A 17,528-nucleotide genomic window follows, 5' to 3' on the forward strand; every position below is an offset into this window, starting at 1 on the left:
GGAGAAGATGTTTGCTGTGAGACAATTCACGTGGAGAAATTTTATCTTCGTTCCCCGTCGCCATGACGAACCTCTGCAACGTGGTGACGCAGGAGGGGTCGCGGACGGCCCGATTCCGTCCGCCGCGCCCTCGGGAGATCCCACTTTGGTACGGCGCCGCCTTGCGCGCGGCCGGGCGCCGGGCTCGCCCGAAGCACGCGGCGATTGATCCGCAGGTAATCGATGGCGTACAACCAGATATCGCTGCGGCAGAGAGCAATCGCCGTGGGCCACGAATCTCGACTTGGGAACTTGAGCTTGTTGTTCGGATCACGAACGCTCGGAAGGCGGACGCATGCCGGCCTGCGTCACAGGCCCGGCGCGGAGATGCCGCCGGCCGTGGCGTGGGCAGGGGAACCCGGCCCTTCAGGGAGCGCCCGGTGACTGGTTCCCTGACCGATTCCCATCCCGGCCCGCTCCCGGCGGATCCGTCCTCCGACGATTTCATGCGGCTGATCGAGGCGTTCGGCCTGACCGGCGCCTGGCGCTGGGATTTCGTCACCGGCCGCCAAGTCTGGTCGTCGGGCCTGTACCGTCTGCTCGGCCTGCCGGAGACCGAGCCGGCCAGCTACGAGCGGCTGCTCAGCCTCGTCCACCCGGCCGACCGCGACGTGCTGGAGGATGTCGCCCAGATCGTCCAAGCCGGCATCTTCGGCAGCCACACGGTCCGGCTGATCCGGCCAGACGGGACCGCCCGCACGGTGGTGAGCCGCGGCGAGGTCTTCTTCAGCGCGGACGGGCGTCCGGTCGCGGTGACGGGCGTGCTGCTCGACGTGACCGACCGCGAGCGCCTCGCCGAGATGCACCGGCTCGAGCAGCAGCGCCGGGTCAGCCTGGCGCGTCAGGCGCAGGTCTTCATCTACACCGAGCCGACGCTGCCGCTGACCGAGTACGGTCCCGACTTCCTGGCCCTGGTGGGCCTGCGCCGCGAGGAGGTGCGGGCGAACTGGCTCAGCCCGATCGTCCCGGAGGAATGGCCGCGCTGGCGCGACGAGCTGCCGCGTCTCGCCGCCCTCGGGCGGCCGTGCAGCATCGCCCCCACGCTGCGGCTCGCCGATGGCGGCACGGCACCGTTCCGGATGACCCTGGTGCCCTTGCGCGAGGGGGCCGCCGATCCGGTCTGCTGGACTGCCGTGATCACGCCGCTCGAGGCCGAGACCGCCCCGCGGGACGCCCTGCCGCGGCAGGTCGCGCAGGCGATCGAGGGCTGTCACCTGCGGGCGGCGCGCGGCCTCCTGGATTGGACCCTGAACGATCTCGCGCGGGCGAGCGGGCTGTCGCTCTCGACCGTCCGGCGCCTCGAGGAGGAATCCGAGGGCCCGTCCTCGCGCTCGCGCCCCCATGTCCTCGCGGCGTTGCGCGAGGCGGGAATCGTCTTCACCCTGGTCGATGGCGGCGTGGTGGCGGTGGCACGGCCGGAGTGACGGGATCCGCAGGCCGGGGTCACCCCACCCGGTAGACGCTCAGCGCCACGTGGTCGGGCGCCCTTGCGCCGGTGGCGAGAAACAGGCTGGTCTGCATCCAGGCCAGCTGCGGGCACGCGGTCTCGAACACCGGCGCGGTGCGGAAGTAGATCAGGCCGGGATCGACCGGCTCGCCCCGGCGCAGGCGCTCCAGCGCCTCGGGCGGCCCGAAGCGCAGGCCGGTATTCTCGACATAGATGAGAGCGCCGCCCTCGGTCTCGATCACGTAGCGGGCATGCAGCCGGGTGAGGCCGTCCGCGGCGATGGTCTGGTAATCGGCCCCGCCGGGCACGATCCGGCCCGTGAGGCCCGGACCTGTCACAAGGCCGCCGGTGATGGCGATGACCCGCCGGCTGCCTGCCGCGGTGACGCCGACCTCGACCGGCACCGCGACGTCGATGCGCGCGTCGAAGACGTGCTCCAGGGTTGGGGCGGGAATGCTCACGGCTTGTTCCTCACCAGGGGACAGTCGCTCTCGGAGAGCGGCCGGAACGCCTCGTCGCCGGAGAGCGTCGCCACCCGCTCCATCACGTCCCACTCCCCCTTCGAGTCCTCCGGGCGCTTGACCCGGAACAGCGAGACCTCGCGGATCACCCGCCCGTCCGGCCGCAGGCGGCCGCCCCTGGTCATGACGTCGTCGATCGGGGTCTCGCGCATCTTGGCCATCACCGGCTCGGCCGCGTCGGTGCCGGCGGCCTTCACGGCCTTGAGGTAATGCGTCACCGCCGAATAGACGCCGGCCTGGTAGCTGTTCGGCATCGCGCGCTGGCGCTCGTAGAACCGCCTGGCGAAGGCGCGGGTGGCCTCGTCGGTGTCCCAGTAGAAGGCCTCGGCCAGGTAGAGCCCGCCCGCCACCGTGAGCCCCAGGGCATGGACGTCGACCGCCGTCATGTAGAAGCCGGCGAGCTTCTGCTTTCCGCCGAGCACGCCGAACTCGGAGGCCTGCTTGACCGCGTTGATCGCGTCGCCGCCGACGTTGAACAGCGCGATCACCCCGGCGCCGGAGGCTTGCGCCTGGAGGATCTGCGACGACAGGTCGGGCGAGAGCAGGGGGTGGAAGACCTGGCCCGCCACCTTGCCGCCGCCCGTCGTCACCACCGGCGTCACGTCGGCGACGAAGGATTTTCCCAGTGTGATGTCGGCGACGACGTAGAACCAGGTCTTCTCGCCGGCCTCCACCAGCGGCTTGGCGATGGCGCGGGACAACGCGTGGGTGTCGATGACCCAGAGCGCGCCGTTGGGCGAACACTGCGCCCCGGTGATCACCGTCGAGCCCGATCCCGTGATCAGCGCGAGCCGGCCCTTCTCCTTCGCCAGCGCCTGGACGCCCAGCGCCACGGCCGAGTTGCCGAGGTCGGTGATCATGTCGACCCCCTCGACGTCGTACCAGCGACGCGCCAGCGTGCTCGCCACGTCGGGCTTGCTCTGGTGGTCGGCGGCGACGATCTCGATCGGGCGGCCCAGCACCGTCGGGCCGAAATCCTCGACGGCGAGGCGCGCCGCGGTGACGCTGCCGGTGCCGTAATTGTCCGACATCGCGGTCGACATGTCGGCCAGCACGCCGATCTTGACGCGGTCGCCGGAGACGGCGCCCTCCGCCCGGACCATGGTCGGGGCGAAGGCGATCAGGCCCGCGAGCAGGGCGGAACGGAGGGCGCGCATCGTCGTCCCTCCCGTCAGACGGCCTTGAGGCCGAGGATCTCCCGGGCCTCGGCCGGGCTCGCCGGCTCGTGGTTCAGCTCCTTGACGATCCGCACCGTGCGGGCGACCAGCTGCTCGTTGGTCGCGAGCTGGCCGCGGGAATAGTAGTTGTTGTCCTCCAGCCCGACCCGGACGTGGCCGCCGAGCAGGATGGCCTGCGTCGTCGCCGGCAGCTGCGCCGGGCCGATGCCGGAGACGCAGAAGATCGATTGCGGCGGCAGCATCCGGATCATCGCCGCCAGGATGTCGTGCGAGTAGGGCATCGCGCCCTGGAAGCCCTTGTCGGCGCCCAGCACCATGTTGATGTAGTAGGGCGGCTTGTCGTAGCCCTTCTCGATCAGCCGGGTCACGTCCTGCAGGATGTGCTGGGGGCCGAACACCTCCCATTCCGGCTTGATGCCGCGCTCCTGCATGCGCTTGGCCAGGGCCTCGCAGCGGCTCGGCGTGGTGACCACCAGGATCTCGCGGCCGCCATGCACGTCCGCGAAGGTCATGCCGTCGAAGGTCGCCATCTCGGCGCCGGCCTCGCAGCCCTTCAGCCGCTCCTCGAAGCTCGATTCGAACAGCCCGTCGGGGCGCGGCACCAGCATGTCGCCGCTCGATCCGCCGCCGGTCGAGTTGTTGAGGATGATGTCGCAGCGCTCGCGGATGCGCCGGTTGATGTCGCGGTAGATCTCGGCGTTGCAGGTCGCCTCGTCGTCGGGCCGGCGGGCGTGGAGCGCCGCGATCGCCGCGCCCTCCTTCCAGGACTTGTGCACCGATTCGGCGATTTCGGCCGGCTGGGTCGGCAGGTTGTGGTTCTGCGCCTTCGACGCCATGCCGCCGGTCGGCGCCACCGTCACGATCACCTTGGCCATGCTATCCTCTCCCTGGGTTGGTCGACTTGTGATTACGGCAGGTCCGGCGCCGCGCGCTTCTGCCGGACGAGGTCGACGAGGAGCCGGTCGCGCTGCGCCAGCATCGCGTCCCGGTCGCGCCCCGCCAGCGCTTCGTCGAGGCCCCGGACGAGGGTCGCCTTCAGCTCCGGCGTCAGGCGCGGGTCGCCGAGATCGGCCCACATCGCCTCCATCAGCGGCCCGAGATGGTCGAGGGTGTGGGAGAGCCCGCCCGGCCCGCCCGAGAGGTGGTTGAGCAGGCACGGCCCCATCAGGGCCCAGCGCAGGCCCGGCCCGTGGGCGATGGCGGCGTCGATATCGGCCACCGTGGCGGCGCCCGAGCCGACGAGGTGGAACGCCTCGCGCCAGAGCGCCGCCTGGAGCCGGTTGGCGACGTGGCCGACGAGCTCGCGCCGCAGGCGGATCGGCCGCTTGCCGATCCGTGCGTAGAACGCCATCGCGGCGGCGACCGCGCCCTCGTCGGTCCGCTCGCCGCCCAGCACCTCGACCAGCGGCACCAGATGGGGCGGGTTGAAGGGGTGGCCGAGGACGACCCGGCTTGGGAAGCGGCAGGCGGTCTGAACCGCGCTCGGGGTGAGGCCCGACGAGCTCGTCGCCAGCACCACGTCGGGCGCCGCCGCGGCGTCGAGACGTCGATAGGTCTCGCGCTTGATCTCCAGGCGCTCGGGGCCGTTCTCCTGCACGAAATCGGCAGATGCCGCGGCGTCTTCGGGCTCGCTCACGAAGGTCAGGCGCTCGGGCGAGGCGCCGGACGCAAGGCCGATCTGTTCGAGGACCGGCCAGTGCCGGGCGACCGTCTCGCGCAGTCGCGCCTCGGCCCCGGGGGCCGGATCGGTGGCGACGACGTCGAGGCCGGCACCGAGGAACTGCGACACCCAGGACGCCCCGATGACGCCGGTGCCGATCACCGCCACCCGTCCGATGGCCGTACGGTATCCGCCGGCCTGATCGCTCGCGTCGTGCATCGCGGCGCCCTCCCTGGTCGGGTCGTTGTCAGGGCTTTTCGCCCGATTGACCCGTTGAGATAGTTATATCACATTACAATTCAGGTTTGGCAATCCGGCGTGAACAGCCGGAGCGAGAATCGGAGGAGCGCCACGATGGCGGAGGACCTGTCGGGCCTCGGCACCGAGTCCCTGGTCGTCACCCGGCGGGAGGCCGTGGCGATCGTCACCCTGAACCGCCCACACAAGCGCAACGCCCTCGACGACGGCATGGTGCTGGGGCTGGAGCGCATCGCCCGGGGGCTGCCCGACGACGTGCGGGCGCTGGTCATCGCCGCGGAGGGCCCGCATTTCTGCGCCGGCCTCGACCTCGCCGAGCTGACCGAGCGCGACGCGCCGGCCGGGATGCTGCATTCGCGGATGTGGCACCGGGCCTTCCACGAGATCGAGTTCGGCCGGGTGCCGGTGGTGGCGGCGCTCAAGGGCGCGGTGATCGGCGGCGGGCTCGAACTCGCGCTGTCGGCCCATCTACGGGTCGCCGAAACCTCGGCTTTCTACGCCCTGCCGGAGGGCCAGCGCGGCATCTTCGTCGGCGGCGGCGCCTCGGTGCGGCTGCCGCGGCTGATCGGCGTCTCGCGGATGCGCGACATGATGCTGACCGGCCGCGTCCACGATGCCGAGAGCGGCGAGCGGCTCGGCCTGTCGCATTACGTGACGCCGCCGGGCGAGGGGCTGGAGCGGGCGATCGCCCTCGCCGCCCGGGCGGCCGAGAACGCACCGCTCACCAACTACGCCCTGATCCACGCCCTGCCGCGCATCGCCGAGGCCGACCCGGCGACCGGCTACCTCACCGAGGCGCTGATGACCGCGGTGGCGCAGAGCGACGCCGAGGCGAAGCGCCGGCTGGCCGAGTTCCTGGAGGGGCGGGCGAAGAAGGTGCGGGAGTAGGGCATTGGTTCGCCCCGCGACCCGCCCCGCATCCTAACATCCTCGGCGTCATCCCGGGCTCCGCTGCGCGCCCCCGGGATGACCCTGAGAGGCTGAAACGCAGCGAGCAACAAGTAAAGCACAGTTCCTTTCTCCCGTTCGGGAGAGGGGTTAGGGGTGAGGGTGACACGTTTCAGTGTAAGTCGCTGAGCGTTGTGCTGGTAGCGGAACGTTCAGTGCTTCATTCGGCACCGTCTCCACCCTCACCCCTACCCCTCTCCCACACGGGAGAGGGGATCCCGCGTCTCGTTTTTACTCGGCACGATGAAGACAAACGCCGACGTCCCGACCCCGAATCTCAAGAACCGGCACCAAGACCGGCCACCCCACCCCCGGAGGAAACCATGCCCCATCACGCCGTCCGCCGGCTCGCGCCCGCGCTCGCCGCTCTCCTGTCGCTGCTGGGCCCCGCCAAAGCCGCCGAGCGGCCGGTGAAGATCGGCGTCCTCAACGACATGTCGGGCCCCTACGCCGATTATCAGGGCCAGGGCTCGGTTATCGCCGCGCAGCTCGCGATCGAGGATTTCGCGAGGCAGGCCGGGCGGCCGGTCGAGCTGGTCTCGGCCGACCACCAGAACAAGACCGATATCGGCGCCTCGATCGCCCGGCGCTGGTTCGACCAGGACGGCGTCGACCTGATCGTCGACGTGCCGAACTCCGCCGTGGCGCTCGCGGTGTCGAACCTGGCCCGGGAGAAGAACAAGGTATTCATCGGCTCGGGCGCCGGCACCGCCGAGCTCACCGGCAAGCAATGCTCGCCCAACACCGTGCACTGGACCTACGACACCTGGTCGCTCGGCCATGCTCTCGCGAAGGCGCTGGTGCAGCAGGGGGCGAAGTCCTGGTACTTCCTCACCGCCGACTACACCTTCGGCAAGGATCTCGAAGGCTCGGCGGCCGAGGAGGTGAAGGCCAGTGGCGGCAGCGTGAAGGGCGCGGCGCGCCATCCGCTCGGCACCTCCGACTTCTCGTCCTTCCTGCTCCAGGCGCAAGGCTCGGGCGCCGACGTGATCGGGCTGGCGAATGCCGGCGACGACACCTCGAACGCCCTCAAGCAGGCGGCGGAGTTCGGCATCGCCCCGGGCCAGCGCCTCGCCGGGCTGATCCTCAACATCACCAACATGCCGGCGCTGGGCCTCAAGGCGACGCAGGGCGTCTACATCGTCACGCCGTATTACTGGGATACCAACGACGACACCCGGGCCTTCGCGGCACGATACAGCGCGCGCCACCCGCGCCATGCCATGCCGAACGACATGCAGGCCGGCGTCTACTCGGCGGTGGAGCACTACCTGAAGGCGGTGGGCACCGTGAAGGACGCGGGCGACGGCCGGGGCGTCGTCGCCGCCATGAAGGCGATGCCGACCGACGATCCGATCTTCGGCAAGGGCCGCATCCGCGAGGACGGCCGCAAGCTCCACCCGATGTACCTCCTCACCACCAAGACCCCGGCGGAGAGCAAGGGCGGCTGGGACTACTTCAAGCCGGTCCGCACCGTGCCGGCCGAGGAGGCGTGGCGCCCGCTCGCCGAGGGCGGCTGCCCGCTGGTGAAGGGGTAGGGCGATGGAGACGCATCGTTTCGTCCAGCGCGACGACGGCAGCCTGCTCGTCACCGCGACCGCGGCGCTGCCGCCCTACCCGGAGCGCCTGACCGCGCATCTGACGCGCCACGCCGCCGAGGCGCCGGACAGAGCCTTCCTGGTCCGGCGCGGACCGGAGGGCGCCGAGCCGCTGACCTACGGGGCGGCGCTCCGAGCCGTCGAGCGGATCGCGGCGGCTTTGCTGACGCGCGACCTCTCGGCCGAGCGGCCGGTGATGATCCTGTCCGGCAACGGCTTCGAGCACGCGCTGCTGTCGCTCGCCGCCCTCCATGTCGGCATCGCGGTGGCGCCGGTCTCGCCCGCCTACTCGACGGTGTCGCAGGACCATGCCCGCCTGCGGGCGATCGTGGACCTGCTCACCCCCGGCCTCGTCTTCGCGGCCGAGGGCGCGACCTACGCCGCCGCCCTCGCGGCCGCCGTGCCGGCCGGGACCGAGGTGGTGATCGCCGACGGCGCCGCGATCGGCCGGCCCGCGACCCCGTTCGCCGACCTGATGACGGCCGAGAACCCCGAAGCCGTCGCGGCCGCCCACGCCGCGGTGACGCCGGAGACGGTGGCGAAGCTCCTGTTCACCTCCGGCTCCACCGGCGTACCGAAGGCGGTGGTGAACACCCACCGGATGCTCGCAGCCAACCAGGCGATGCTGCAGGCGCGCTTTCCCGCGCTCACGGCCGCGCCGCCGGTGATGGTCGACTGGCTGCCCTGGCACCACACCTTCGGGGGCAACCACAACTTCAACCTGGTGCTGGCGAATGGCGGCACGCTGCACATCGACGAGGGCCGGCCGACCCCCGCCGGCATCCGCGAGACCGTGCGCGCCCTGCGCGAGGTGGCGCCCACCCTCTACCTCACGGTGCCGAAGGGCTTCGAGGCGCTGGTGCCGCACCTGCGCGACGACGAGGCGCTGCGAACCAACTTCTTCAGCCGGCTCCAGGTCACCTTCTTCGCCGCCGCCGGCCTGCCGCAGCCGGTCTGGGACGCGATCGACGACCTCGCCCGCCGGACCATCGGCCGGACGGTGCCGATGGTGACGGGGCTCGGGGCCACCGAGACCGCGCCGCTCGCCCTCGTCACCGACGACCGTCCGGCCAAGGCCGGCCAGGTCGGCCTGCCGGCACCGGGCGTCGCGCTGAAGGTCGCGCCCGTCGGGGCCAAAAGCGAGGCGCGGGTGCGCGGGCCGAACGTCACCCCGGGCTACTGGCGCCGGCCGGACCTGACCGCGGCGGCCTTCGACGCGGAGGGGTTCTACCGCCTCGGCGACGCCCTGGTGCCGGTCGATCCGGACGATCTCCACCGCGGCTTCACCTTCGATGGCCGCCTCAACGAGGATTTCAAGCTCACCACCGGGGTCTGGGTCAGCGTCGGCCCCCTGCGCGCCGCCTTCCTCGACGCGTTCCAGCCCCTGGTGCGCGACGTCGCCATCGCGGGCGAGGCCCGGGACGAGGTCGCCGCCCTGGTCTTCCCCGACCTCGCCGCCTGCCGGGCGCTCTCCGGCGGGACCGGCGACGACGCGGCCGTCCTCGCCCATCCGGCCCTGCGGCGGGATTTCGCCCGGCGCCTCGGGGCCTTCGCGCAGCGGGCGACCGGCTCGTCGAACCGCATCGCCCGGCTGCTGCTCGTGGCCGAGCCCCCGGCCCTCGACCGCGACGAGGTGACCGACAAGGGCTCGATCAACCAGCGCGGCGTGCTGCGCAACCGGGCCGAATCGGTCGCCCGCCTCTACGCCGCGCCGCTTCCCCCCGACCTCATCCTGCCGGAGACCGCATGACCTCGCCGCACGAGCCGACCGCCGACCACGAGGGCTTCAGCCACGCCCGCACCCTGACGGTGGAATGGGGCCATTGCGACCCCGCCGGCATCGTGTTCAACCCGCGCTTCTTCGATTTCTTCGACTGGTCGACGGCTTTGCTGTGCGAGGCCGCGACCGGGCTGCCGAAAGCCGGGATGCTGGCACGCTACGACCTCCTCGGCATCCCGCTGGTCGAGACCGGGGCGCGGTTCCTCAAGCCCTCGCGCTACGGCGACCGGGTCGAGATCGTCTCGACGGTGGTGGATGTCGGCCGATCCAGCTTCGCGGTGCGCCACCGCATGCTCAATGCCGGGGATCTGGCCGTCGAGGGCCGGGAGCGGCGGGTCTGGGCCGGCCGCCATCCCGACGACCCGGCCCGGATGAAGGCGGCGGCGATCCCGGAGGACTTGGTCAGGCGGTTCCGGGGCGAGTGAGGCTCAGTCGCTCTCGTCGACCGTCTCGTCCCCCGTCACCTCCCGCGCCCCCTGCTCCAGGCGGCGCAGCAGGTCGAGGAGCGCCCCCCGCTCCTCCGGGTCCAGGAAGGCGGCGATGCGCTCCTCGTGGGCGGCCTCGCGGCGGTGCAGCTCCGCCATCAGGGCCTCGCCGGCCTGCGTCAGGAACAGGCTGTGCGAGCGGCGGTCGGAGGGGTCGGGCGCGCGGCGGACCAGGGCGCGGGTTTCCAGCTCGTCGAGGAGGGGGCCGATATTCGCCCGCTTGATCCCGATCGCCGCGCCGACCTGGCTCGGCCGCAGGCCGGGGCTGCCCTCGATGACGGTGAGCACGCCGAGCTGGCTCTGGCGCACGTCGAGATCGGCGAACAGTTCGACGAAGCTGCGCGACACCGAGACCTGCGCCCGCCGCAAGGTGTAGCCGATCAGGCCTTCGAGACGGGCGAGGCCCGGGGAATCGTCACGCGGCAACGCTAGACAGGCCCTTGTTCGACTGGGGAAACCTGTCCCGCCACCTGCCCGCGATCGGGCCCGGGCGCAAGCCGGAGCGAGCGCCCCCGCGCGATCAGCCCCGGGCCTCCCGGTCCCACGTCGCCTCGACCTCGAGCGAGCGCGTGTCCCGCTTGCAGGTCGCGAGCGCGGCGTCGCGGCCGTCCTCGCGGTAGGTGACGGCGAAATCGCCCTTGCTCACCTCCCCCTCGACGCGGACGTCCTCCGCTGAGCCGGCATGGCCGACATAGCGCAGGCTGGTGCCGTAATGCCCGCTCCAGAAGAACGGCGTCTCGGCAAACGGCGCCGTCTCGCCGAGCAGCGCGCGGGCGACGTGCTGGCCCTGGCGCTGGGCATGGACCCAGTGCTCGACCCGCAAGGACCGCCCGCTGCGCGGATCCGGATAGGCCGCCACGTCGCCGATGGCGTAGATGCCGGGGGCCGAGGCGCGCAAGCCCCCGTCGACCGCGATGCCGCCGCCCTCGTCCTTCGCCGCCACTGTCAGCCCGGCCCCCTCGGCGAGGTCGGTGCGGGGCGCGACGCCGGTGCCGAGCACGACGAGGTCGGCCTCGATCCGGCTGCCGTCGTCGAGGGTGAGGGCCGTCCCGTCGAAGCCCGCGACCTCGCGGCCGAGGCGGAAGGTCACTCCCTTCTCCTCGTGCAGGCCCTGGACGAAGCGGCCGACCGCCTCGCCGAGGATTTTTGCCAGCGGCACGGCGTCGGGCGCCACCACCGTGACGGCCTTCTCGCGCGCCACCATCGCGGCGGCGACCTCGAGGCCGATGAAGCTCGCCCCCACCACCGCGACCGTGCGGGCGGTCGCGGCCGCGGCGATCAGCGCATCGGCATCCGCGAGGCTGCGCAGGGTGTGGACCTTGGGATCATCGAAGCCCGGCACGTCCGGCCGCTGCGGCGCGGCGCCGGTCGCGATCACCAGGGCGTCGTAGGGCAGCCGCTCGCCGCCGGCGGTGACGGCCTCCTCGGCCCCGAGATCGAGGGAGACCACCCGGTCGCGCAGGAGGCGCGGGCCCTCGCCCCGATAGAAATCCTCGGGGGCGAGCAGCGTCGCCTCCCGCTTCGCCTTGCCGGAGAGATATTGCTTCGAGCAGAAGGTGCGGTCGTAGGGCGGATCGGGATCGTCGCTCACCAGGGTCACGGCGGCGCCGTGGCCGGCCCGGGTCAGCCACTCGGCGCAGGCATGGCCGCCGGCGCCGCCGCCGACGATGACCACCCGACCCGGAGCCTTGGTCTCAGGCGTCGCGGCAGCCTTCCGCCGCCCGGTCACGGTGATGCGGCCGTCGCGCTCCTCGGCGCGGTAGCACGGCAGCGGGTCGAAGGCCGGGGCGCCGACCGCCTCGCCGGTCTCGATGCTGAAGCGGGCATGGTGCCAGGGGCAGCGGATTTCACCCTTGGCCATGATGCCCTTGGCTATGATGCCCTTGGCCATCGGTGCGCCGAGATGGGTGCAGCGGGCGCCGATCGCCTTGACCTCGCCGTTGCGGCGCAGGAGCAGCACCTTGTCCTCGCCGAGCACGCCTTCGAGCATCGCGCCCTCGGGCAGGTCGCCCGAGGAGATCCCGCGGGCGAAATCCGGCTTCTGTTCGGAATTCGTGTCGGCCATGGCCTGCCTCTTCGTCAGTCGGCGCATTCGTCGGCAGGCAACGCGCCCATGCCGTAACGGTGCCCCTCAGGCGATGGCGTCGATAATCAGTCGCAGGCGTTTCGGCCCCCTCAGGGAGGAACCGTCCCGGTAGGGCGGCGGGTCTTCGGCGAGGCGGGGCGCCCGCAGGCGCGCGGCGAGCGCCGTCAGCGCCGCCTCGGCCTCGATGCGGGCGAGCGGCGCGCCGACGCAGTAATGCAGGGCGCCGCCGAAGCCGAAATGCTGGTTGTCCGCCCGGTCGGGATCGAAGCGGTCGGGGTGGGGGAAGCGCGCCGGATCGCGGTTGCCGGCGGCAAACAGCAGCACCAGCGGCGCGCCTTCGGGGATCACCGTGCCGGCGAACGGGATCGGCGCCCGGGCGAGCCGGGTGCGGTAATGCACCGGCGGCTCGTAGCGCAGGAGTTCCTCGATCACCCGCGGCGCCCGCTCCGGATCGGCCCGCAGGCGCGCGAACTCGTCGGGGTGGCGCAAGAGCGTCAGCATCCCGTTGGTGATGAGGTTCACGGTGGTCTCGTGGCCGGCGATCAGCAGCAGGATCGCGGTGGCGATGAGGTCCGGGTCGCTCATCCGGCCGGCCTCGGGATCCTTGGCGGTGGCGAGCCCCGAGAGCATGTCGTCGGCCGGCGCCCGACGCTTCTCGCGGATCAGGTCGCGCATGTAATCGGCGATGGCGTCGAAGGTCTCGGTGTTGCAGGCGCGCAAGGTCTCGTCCTTGCGGCTCTCGGGCTCGAGTGCGGTGGCGAGCTGGGTCGCCCAGGCGTGGAAGCGCGCCTCGTCCTCCCGCGGCACGCCGAGCAACTCGCAGATCACCGTGACGGGCAGCGGATAGGCGAGGTCCTCGACGAGGTCGAAGGTGCGGTTCTGCGCGCACCGCTCCAGGCACTCCGCCACCAGGGCCTCGGTCCGTTGCTTCATGCCGCGCACCCGTGCCACGGTGAACTGCGCCATCACCTGGCGGCGCAGGGCGCCGTGGTCGGGCGGATCGCGGAAGATGAAGGGGCGGTGGCGGTCGGCGATCCGGTCCTTCAGCGGGTTGACGATCCAGTCCTTGACCGGGTTGCCGGTCGGCGGATGCTCGGCCGGCGGCAGGTCCTCCGAGCTGACCCGGGGATCGTGCAGCAGGGCGCGGATCGCCGCGTACCCGCTCGCCACGACGGTGCCGTCGTCCTGGCGCGCCACCGGATGGGCGCGCAGGCGGGCGTAGAGCGGGTAGGGATCGGGGCGGTTCGCCGGATCGCGAACCTGCGCGAACAGCGTGCCGTCGGCGTCGGACATGGTGGGATCCCTCGGATCACGCGGGCTGCGGGGCCGGCAGGCCAGGCGGCACCGGCTTCGGACGCGGCTGGTCGGCCCCGCCGGTGATCGGCGGGAAGGGCGCGCCTTCCCGGATCGCGCCCTCGTAGGCGGGCAGCCAGCGCCCGGCATTGATCGAGACCGCCGCGACCGTGCGACCCTCCCGGCCATAGGCCGCCAGGAAGCGGGCCGACCGTGGATCGCCCTGGACGATCGCCACCGCGTCGGCCCCCTCGGTCAGCCCGAGGGACTTGATGGTGAGCCCGAACTGGTTCGACCAGAAGGCCGGCACCTCGGCGTAGGGACCGGCGGCCTCCGGCCCCGCCAGCATGGCGCGGGCGGCGTGGGCGGCTTGCGCGACGGCGTTGCCCCAATGCTCCAGGGCGACCGGACGGTCGCCGTCGAGCGGGTGGGGGAAGCGCGCCACGTCGCCGGCCGCGAAGATCGCGTCGTCGGGCCGGCCGGCCTCGTCGAGGGCGCGGCAGGCGCGGTCGCAGGACAGGCCGCCCTCGTCCGCGTCGAGGCCGGACCCGGCGAGCCAGTCGGTGTTGCGCACAGCCCCGAGCGCCACCACGACGAGGTCGGCGGGAATCGTGCCGCCATCCGCGAGCCGGGCGCGCCGCACCCGGCCGTCCTCGCCCTCGAGCCGCGTCACCTCGGTGCCGGTGCGCAGATCGATTCCCGCCCCCTCCATCCGCCCGGCGACGAAGCCGCCGATCACCTGGCCCAGGGCCCCGGCGAGGGGCGAGGGCGCCGGATCGACCACCGTGACCGGCAGGCCGAGGGCGCGGATGCTGGACGCCGCCTCGCAGCCGAGGAAGCCGGCCCCCAGGATCAGCACCCGCTCCGGCCGGGCCGCCAGCGCGGCGGCGAGCGCCGCCGCGTCGTCGCGGCTGCGCAGGGTGTGGACGCCCGCCAGGGCCGCCGCGGCGGGCTCCGGCCAGGGCCGGGCGCGGGCCCCGGTGGCGATCAGCAGGCGGTCGAAGGGCAGGCGTTCGCCCCCCGCCAGGAGGAGGACCCGCCCGGCGCGGTCGAGGCCGACGGCCGGCGTGCCGAGGCGCCATTCGGCCGCGAGGGTACCGACGCCCGGCAGGGTCGTGCGCTCCGGCGCGATCTCGCCGGTGAGGACGTGCTTCGACAGGGGCGGACGGTCGTAGGGCAGGTGGGGCTCGTCGCCGACGAGGACCAGCCGGCCCGAGAAGCCGCCGGCCCGCAGCGCTTCGGCGCCGCGCAACCCCGCGAGCGAGGCCCCTGCGACGACGATCGTCCCGTCCCTCACGCCGTGCCCTCCGCGGCCGCGGGCTCGACCCGGATCGCCCGGACCGGGCAGGCCAGAACCGCCCGGTCGATCGCCGCGCGCTCCGCCTCCGGCGGGGCCGGGTCGTAGACCAGCATCTCGTCGCCCCGCAGCACGAAGCGCTCCGGCGCCGCGTAGCAGCACTGGGCGTAGGCTTGGCAGCGATTCAGGTCGACGACGACGCGCATCCTCGGCTCCTCGGCGGTCGGTTCACGCGGAAGAACCGCAGCGGCACGGCCGGGTTCCGGCCGCGGCCGTCGGGCGCTGCTCTAGGTCTCTGATTTCACCACGTTTTCCGCGACGAACCCACCTCCGCCGCGTCGGACAACGCGCAAAGGGGACGATGCCGCCGCAAAGGTCACAGGCGCCTGTTGAGTCTAACACAGCGCCTTCCGATGGGAAATCGATTTCTACCCACGGATAATCCTTGCATTTTTGGGTAACACTAACCTAAGGATGTTAAACCGATTTGCAATGACCGCAGAGCGTGCCGGCATGGACGAGACCGCAGACCCTCACGACCAGATCGTTACGTTAACGGCGGATATCATTTCTGCCTATGTCAGCAGCAATCATTTGCAAAGCGCCGAGCTGCCGAAGCTGATCGCCGATGTGTACGCTGCATTGAACGACATGGCGCAGGGCGGAAAATCCGCCCCGGAGCCAGTCCATCCGAAGGCGACGCCGGGGGAGATCCGCCGCTCGATCACCCACGACTTCCTGATCAGCTTCGAGGACGGCAAGTCATACAAGACCCTGCGCCGCCACCTCACCTTGCGCGGCCTGACGCCGGAAGCCTATCGCCAGAAGTGGGGCCTGCCCCACGATTATCCGATGACCTCGGCGAGCTATTCCGAGCAGCGCTCCGAGCTGGCACGCTCCCTCGGCCTCGGCCAGCAGCGCCGCCGCAGCGCCGTGCGGCTCGAGGCGGAGAGCGCGGACGAAACCGGCGATGCGGGCGAGATCGTCGCCCCGCCCGCTCCCGAGCCGGAGGCCGGGCCCACCCCGGCGCCCGAGAGCGGGGGCGAGGGCAAGCCCCGGCGCGGCCGGCGCAGCACCTGAGCAAGGCCGCGACTCAGGCCCGCGCCAGCGCCGCGAAAGCCCGGGCGACCGCGACGGCGCCCGGATCCTCCACCCCGGCGAGGTCGGCGGCGGCGAGGTAGCTCGACCGGCCGGTCGCGGCCCGGGTCATCCGGGCGGTGGCGGCGGCGCCCGCTTCGGCCGCCCGCGCCGCCGCGGCGAGGCCGCCGGTGGGCAGGGCCTGGAGCGCCGGCACCAGGGCGTCGAGCAGGGTGCGGTCGCCGGGACGCGCCCCGCCATGGGCCTGGAGCCGCACCACCCCGGCCTCGAGCGCCGCCGGCCAGCCCTTCCCTTGAGCGAGGCCGGAACCGGTCGCCTCGGCGAAGATCGCCATCAGGACCCCGCTCGATCCGCCGGCCACGCGGGCGAGGCGGTCGGCAAGGGCGCGGCACAGGGCGGCGGGCTCGGCCTGGGGCAGCCGGTCGCGCTCGGCGAGCACGGCGCGCGCCGCCGACGCGAAGGTGGTGCCGGTATCGCCGTCCCCGACCCGGGCGTCGAGGGCGTTGAGCTCGGCTTCCGCCGCGATCAAGCCGCCACAGAGGGCGTCGAGCGCGGCAGCCACCGCAGGATCGTGCGAGGGCGCCGGCGCCGGGCCCCGGTCGAGACGGTCGGGCAGGGGCCGCGTCGCCGCCGGGGCCGCGACGGGCACCGCTTGCGGCCAGGCCGGCACCTCGGTCGGGGCGGTGAGCGCGCGCTCCATCGCCGCGTCGAGGGGCATCAGCGACAGGGAGGCGCCGTGCATGTCGAGGGCCGTCATCGCGGCGGCCGGGCCGAGGAGCAGGCGCACCCGCGCGCCGAGCGGCGTCGCCAGCACCGCCCCCGTCAGCACCTGCATCTCCAGGGCCGTGGTGCCGCCGAGGTTGTTGACCAGGAGGGCGAGCGGTCCGTCCTGCGGCAGGGCCCCGGCGAGGCGCGCCGTCATCAGGCGGGCGAGGTCGCCGGCCGGCGGCAGGGCGATGCGCTCGATGCCGGGCTCGCCGTGGATGCCGAGGCCGAGCTCGGCCTCCCCCGGGGCGAGCCGGGCTTCCGCCGCCCCGCCCGGCATCGTGCAGCCCGAGACCGCGATGCCGAGCGACCTCACCCCGGCGGCGGCGGCCCGCGCCGCCTGCGCCACCTCGGCGAGGGGGCGCCCGCTCTCCGCCGCGAAGCCCGCCGCCTTGTGCACCAGAAGCGTGCCGGCGATGCCGCGAGGCTGCGCCGCCCCGGGAATCGCGACGTCGTCGGCCACCGTCACCGTCTCGACCGCGAGCCCGCGGGCCCGGGCCCGCTCGGCCGCGAGCCCGAAATTCAGCCGGTCGCCGGCATAGTTCTTGATGATCAGGAGGCAGCCGGCTGGCCCGGTCACCGCCAGGATGCCGGCCAGCACCGCGTCGACGGAGGGCGAGGCGAAGACGTCGCCGCAGACGGCCGCCGTGAGCAGGCCCGGCCCGACGAAGCCCGCATGGGCCGGCTCGTGGCCCGAGCCGCCGCCCGAGACCACCGCGACCCGGTCGGCCCGCCAATCGGCCCGCAGCACGACCCGGATCGACGGGTCCCCGTCGAGGCGGGCGAGCCGCCCGCCGCTGCCGGCGACGAGGCCGTCCACCGCCTCCGCCACCAGGGCGGCGCGGTCGTTGATGAAGTGGGCCATCCGATCCTCCCCTGGCACGGAGCCGCCCCGGGTCATGCCGCGATCGGCCGTGCCGGATCGATCCTGCCAAACGCGCGGACGGACCGCCATCGCGGGCGGCGCCTGCCCCTATGGACGGCTTTGCCGAATCGCCCGCGTTCGGCAATAAGACGCGACTCTCCCCGTCGGGCAGGTCGCACCGAATCGCCAGATCCGCCGGGGCCGTGTCGC

Annotated in this window: 16 protein-coding genes; 6 read left to right on the forward strand and 10 right to left on the reverse strand. The window is 72.7% G+C overall.

What is annotated here, in order from left to right:
* Positions 1–419 precede the first annotated feature (419 nt).
* Positions 420–1,463: a PAS domain-containing protein gene (locus FF100_RS19750; protein WP_171070259.1), complete on the forward strand. Its 1,044-nt coding sequence runs from the start codon at positions 420–422 to the stop codon at positions 1,461–1,463.
* A gap of 19 nt (positions 1,464–1,482) precedes the next feature.
* On the opposite strand, the gene FF100_RS19755 is transcribed toward FF100_RS19750, so the two are convergent.
* From FF100_RS19755 to FF100_RS19770, 4 genes are read right to left on the reverse strand one after another with little or no spacing between them, the layout of a single operon-like run.
* The gene (locus tag FF100_RS19755) at positions 1,483–1,947 is read right to left on the reverse strand and encodes a DUF3237 domain-containing protein (protein WP_205824965.1); all 465 of its coding nucleotides are present in this window, start codon (positions 1,945–1,947) and stop codon (positions 1,483–1,485) included.
* Positions 1,944–3,164, reverse strand: a complete 1,221-nt coding sequence (locus tag FF100_RS19760) for an ABC transporter substrate-binding protein (RefSeq protein ID WP_139037396.1) — start codon at positions 3,162–3,164, stop codon at positions 1,944–1,946. The genes FF100_RS19755 and FF100_RS19760 overlap by 4 nt, the downstream gene beginning before the upstream one ends.
* A 14-nt stretch (positions 3,165–3,178) precedes the next feature.
* A complete protein-coding gene (locus FF100_RS19765; RefSeq protein ID WP_048432025.1) occupies positions 3,179–4,060 on the reverse strand; it encodes a beta-keto acid cleavage family enzyme in 882 nt (293 codons plus the stop codon).
* A gap of 32 nt (positions 4,061–4,092) precedes the next feature.
* The gene (locus FF100_RS19770) at positions 4,093–5,064 is read right to left on the reverse strand and encodes a 3-hydroxyacyl-CoA dehydrogenase NAD-binding domain-containing protein (protein WP_139037397.1); all 972 of its coding nucleotides are present in this window, start codon (positions 5,062–5,064) and stop codon (positions 4,093–4,095) included.
* A gap of 135 nt (positions 5,065–5,199) precedes the next feature.
* On the opposite strand from FF100_RS19770, the gene FF100_RS19775 reads away from it, so the two are divergent.
* The 4 genes from FF100_RS19775 to FF100_RS19790 all read left to right on the forward strand — a co-directional run bounded on the left by FF100_RS19775 (position 5,200) and on the right by FF100_RS19790 (position 9,854).
* Entirely contained in the window at positions 5,200–5,991 is a 792-nt protein-coding gene (locus FF100_RS19775; RefSeq protein WP_139037398.1) for a crotonase/enoyl-CoA hydratase family protein, read from the forward strand.
* 383 nt (positions 5,992–6,374) lie between these two features.
* Positions 6,375–7,589, forward strand: coding sequence for an ABC transporter substrate-binding protein (locus FF100_RS19780; protein ID WP_139037400.1), 1,215 nt, complete (start codon positions 6,375–6,377; stop codon positions 7,587–7,589).
* 4 nt (positions 7,590–7,593) lie between these two features.
* Complete coding sequence (locus tag FF100_RS19785) at positions 7,594–9,399, forward strand: feruloyl-CoA synthase (RefSeq protein ID WP_139037402.1); 1,806 nt, start codon at positions 7,594–7,596, stop codon at positions 9,397–9,399.
* A complete protein-coding gene (locus FF100_RS19790; RefSeq protein ID WP_139037403.1) occupies positions 9,396–9,854 on the forward strand; it encodes an acyl-CoA thioesterase in 459 nt (152 codons plus the stop codon). The genes FF100_RS19785 and FF100_RS19790 overlap by 4 nt, the downstream gene beginning before the upstream one ends.
* Positions 9,855–9,857: 3 nt before the next feature.
* On the opposite strand, the gene FF100_RS19795 is transcribed toward FF100_RS19790, so the two are convergent.
* The 5 genes from FF100_RS19795 to FF100_RS19815 form a co-directional block, all read right to left on the reverse strand.
* Complete coding sequence (locus FF100_RS19795) at positions 9,858–10,340, reverse strand: MarR family winged helix-turn-helix transcriptional regulator (RefSeq protein WP_171070260.1); 483 nt, start codon at positions 10,338–10,340, stop codon at positions 9,858–9,860.
* A gap of 94 nt (positions 10,341–10,434) precedes the next feature.
* Positions 10,435–11,979 carry an FAD-dependent oxidoreductase gene (locus tag FF100_RS19800; RefSeq protein WP_139037407.1) on the reverse strand — a complete coding sequence of 515 codons (1,545 nt, stop codon included), beginning with the start codon at positions 11,977–11,979 and terminating at the stop codon, positions 10,435–10,437.
* A 66-nt stretch (positions 11,980–12,045) separates the two neighbouring features.
* On the reverse strand, positions 12,046–13,293 hold the full coding sequence (locus FF100_RS19805; protein WP_139037409.1) for a cytochrome P450: 1,248 nt from the start codon (positions 13,291–13,293) through the stop codon (positions 12,046–12,048).
* Positions 13,294–13,309: 16 nt separating this feature from the next.
* The gene (locus tag FF100_RS19810) at positions 13,310–14,590 is read right to left on the reverse strand and encodes an NAD(P)/FAD-dependent oxidoreductase (protein ID WP_139037411.1); all 1,281 of its coding nucleotides are present in this window, start codon (positions 14,588–14,590) and stop codon (positions 13,310–13,312) included.
* A complete protein-coding gene (locus tag FF100_RS19815) occupies positions 14,587–14,796 on the reverse strand; it encodes a ferredoxin (RefSeq protein WP_139037412.1) in 210 nt (69 codons plus the stop codon). The genes FF100_RS19810 and FF100_RS19815 overlap by 4 nt, the downstream gene beginning before the upstream one ends.
* A 307-nt stretch (positions 14,797–15,103) precedes the next feature.
* On the opposite strand from FF100_RS19815, the gene FF100_RS19820 reads away from it, so the two are divergent.
* Entirely contained in the window at positions 15,104–15,670 is a 567-nt protein-coding gene (locus FF100_RS19820) for a Ros/MucR family transcriptional regulator (protein WP_139037559.1), read from the forward strand.
* A gap of 13 nt (positions 15,671–15,683) precedes the next feature.
* On the opposite strand, the gene FF100_RS19825 is transcribed toward FF100_RS19820, so the two are convergent.
* Complete coding sequence (locus tag FF100_RS19825; protein WP_139037414.1) at positions 15,684–17,318, reverse strand: dihydroxyacetone kinase subunit DhaK; 1,635 nt, start codon at positions 17,316–17,318, stop codon at positions 15,684–15,686.
* Between the last annotated feature and the right edge of the window lie 210 nt (positions 17,319–17,528).

This window comes from Methylobacterium terricola, from assembly GCF_006151805.1.
Lineage (GTDB): Bacteria > Pseudomonadota > Alphaproteobacteria > Rhizobiales > Beijerinckiaceae > Methylobacterium > Methylobacterium terricola.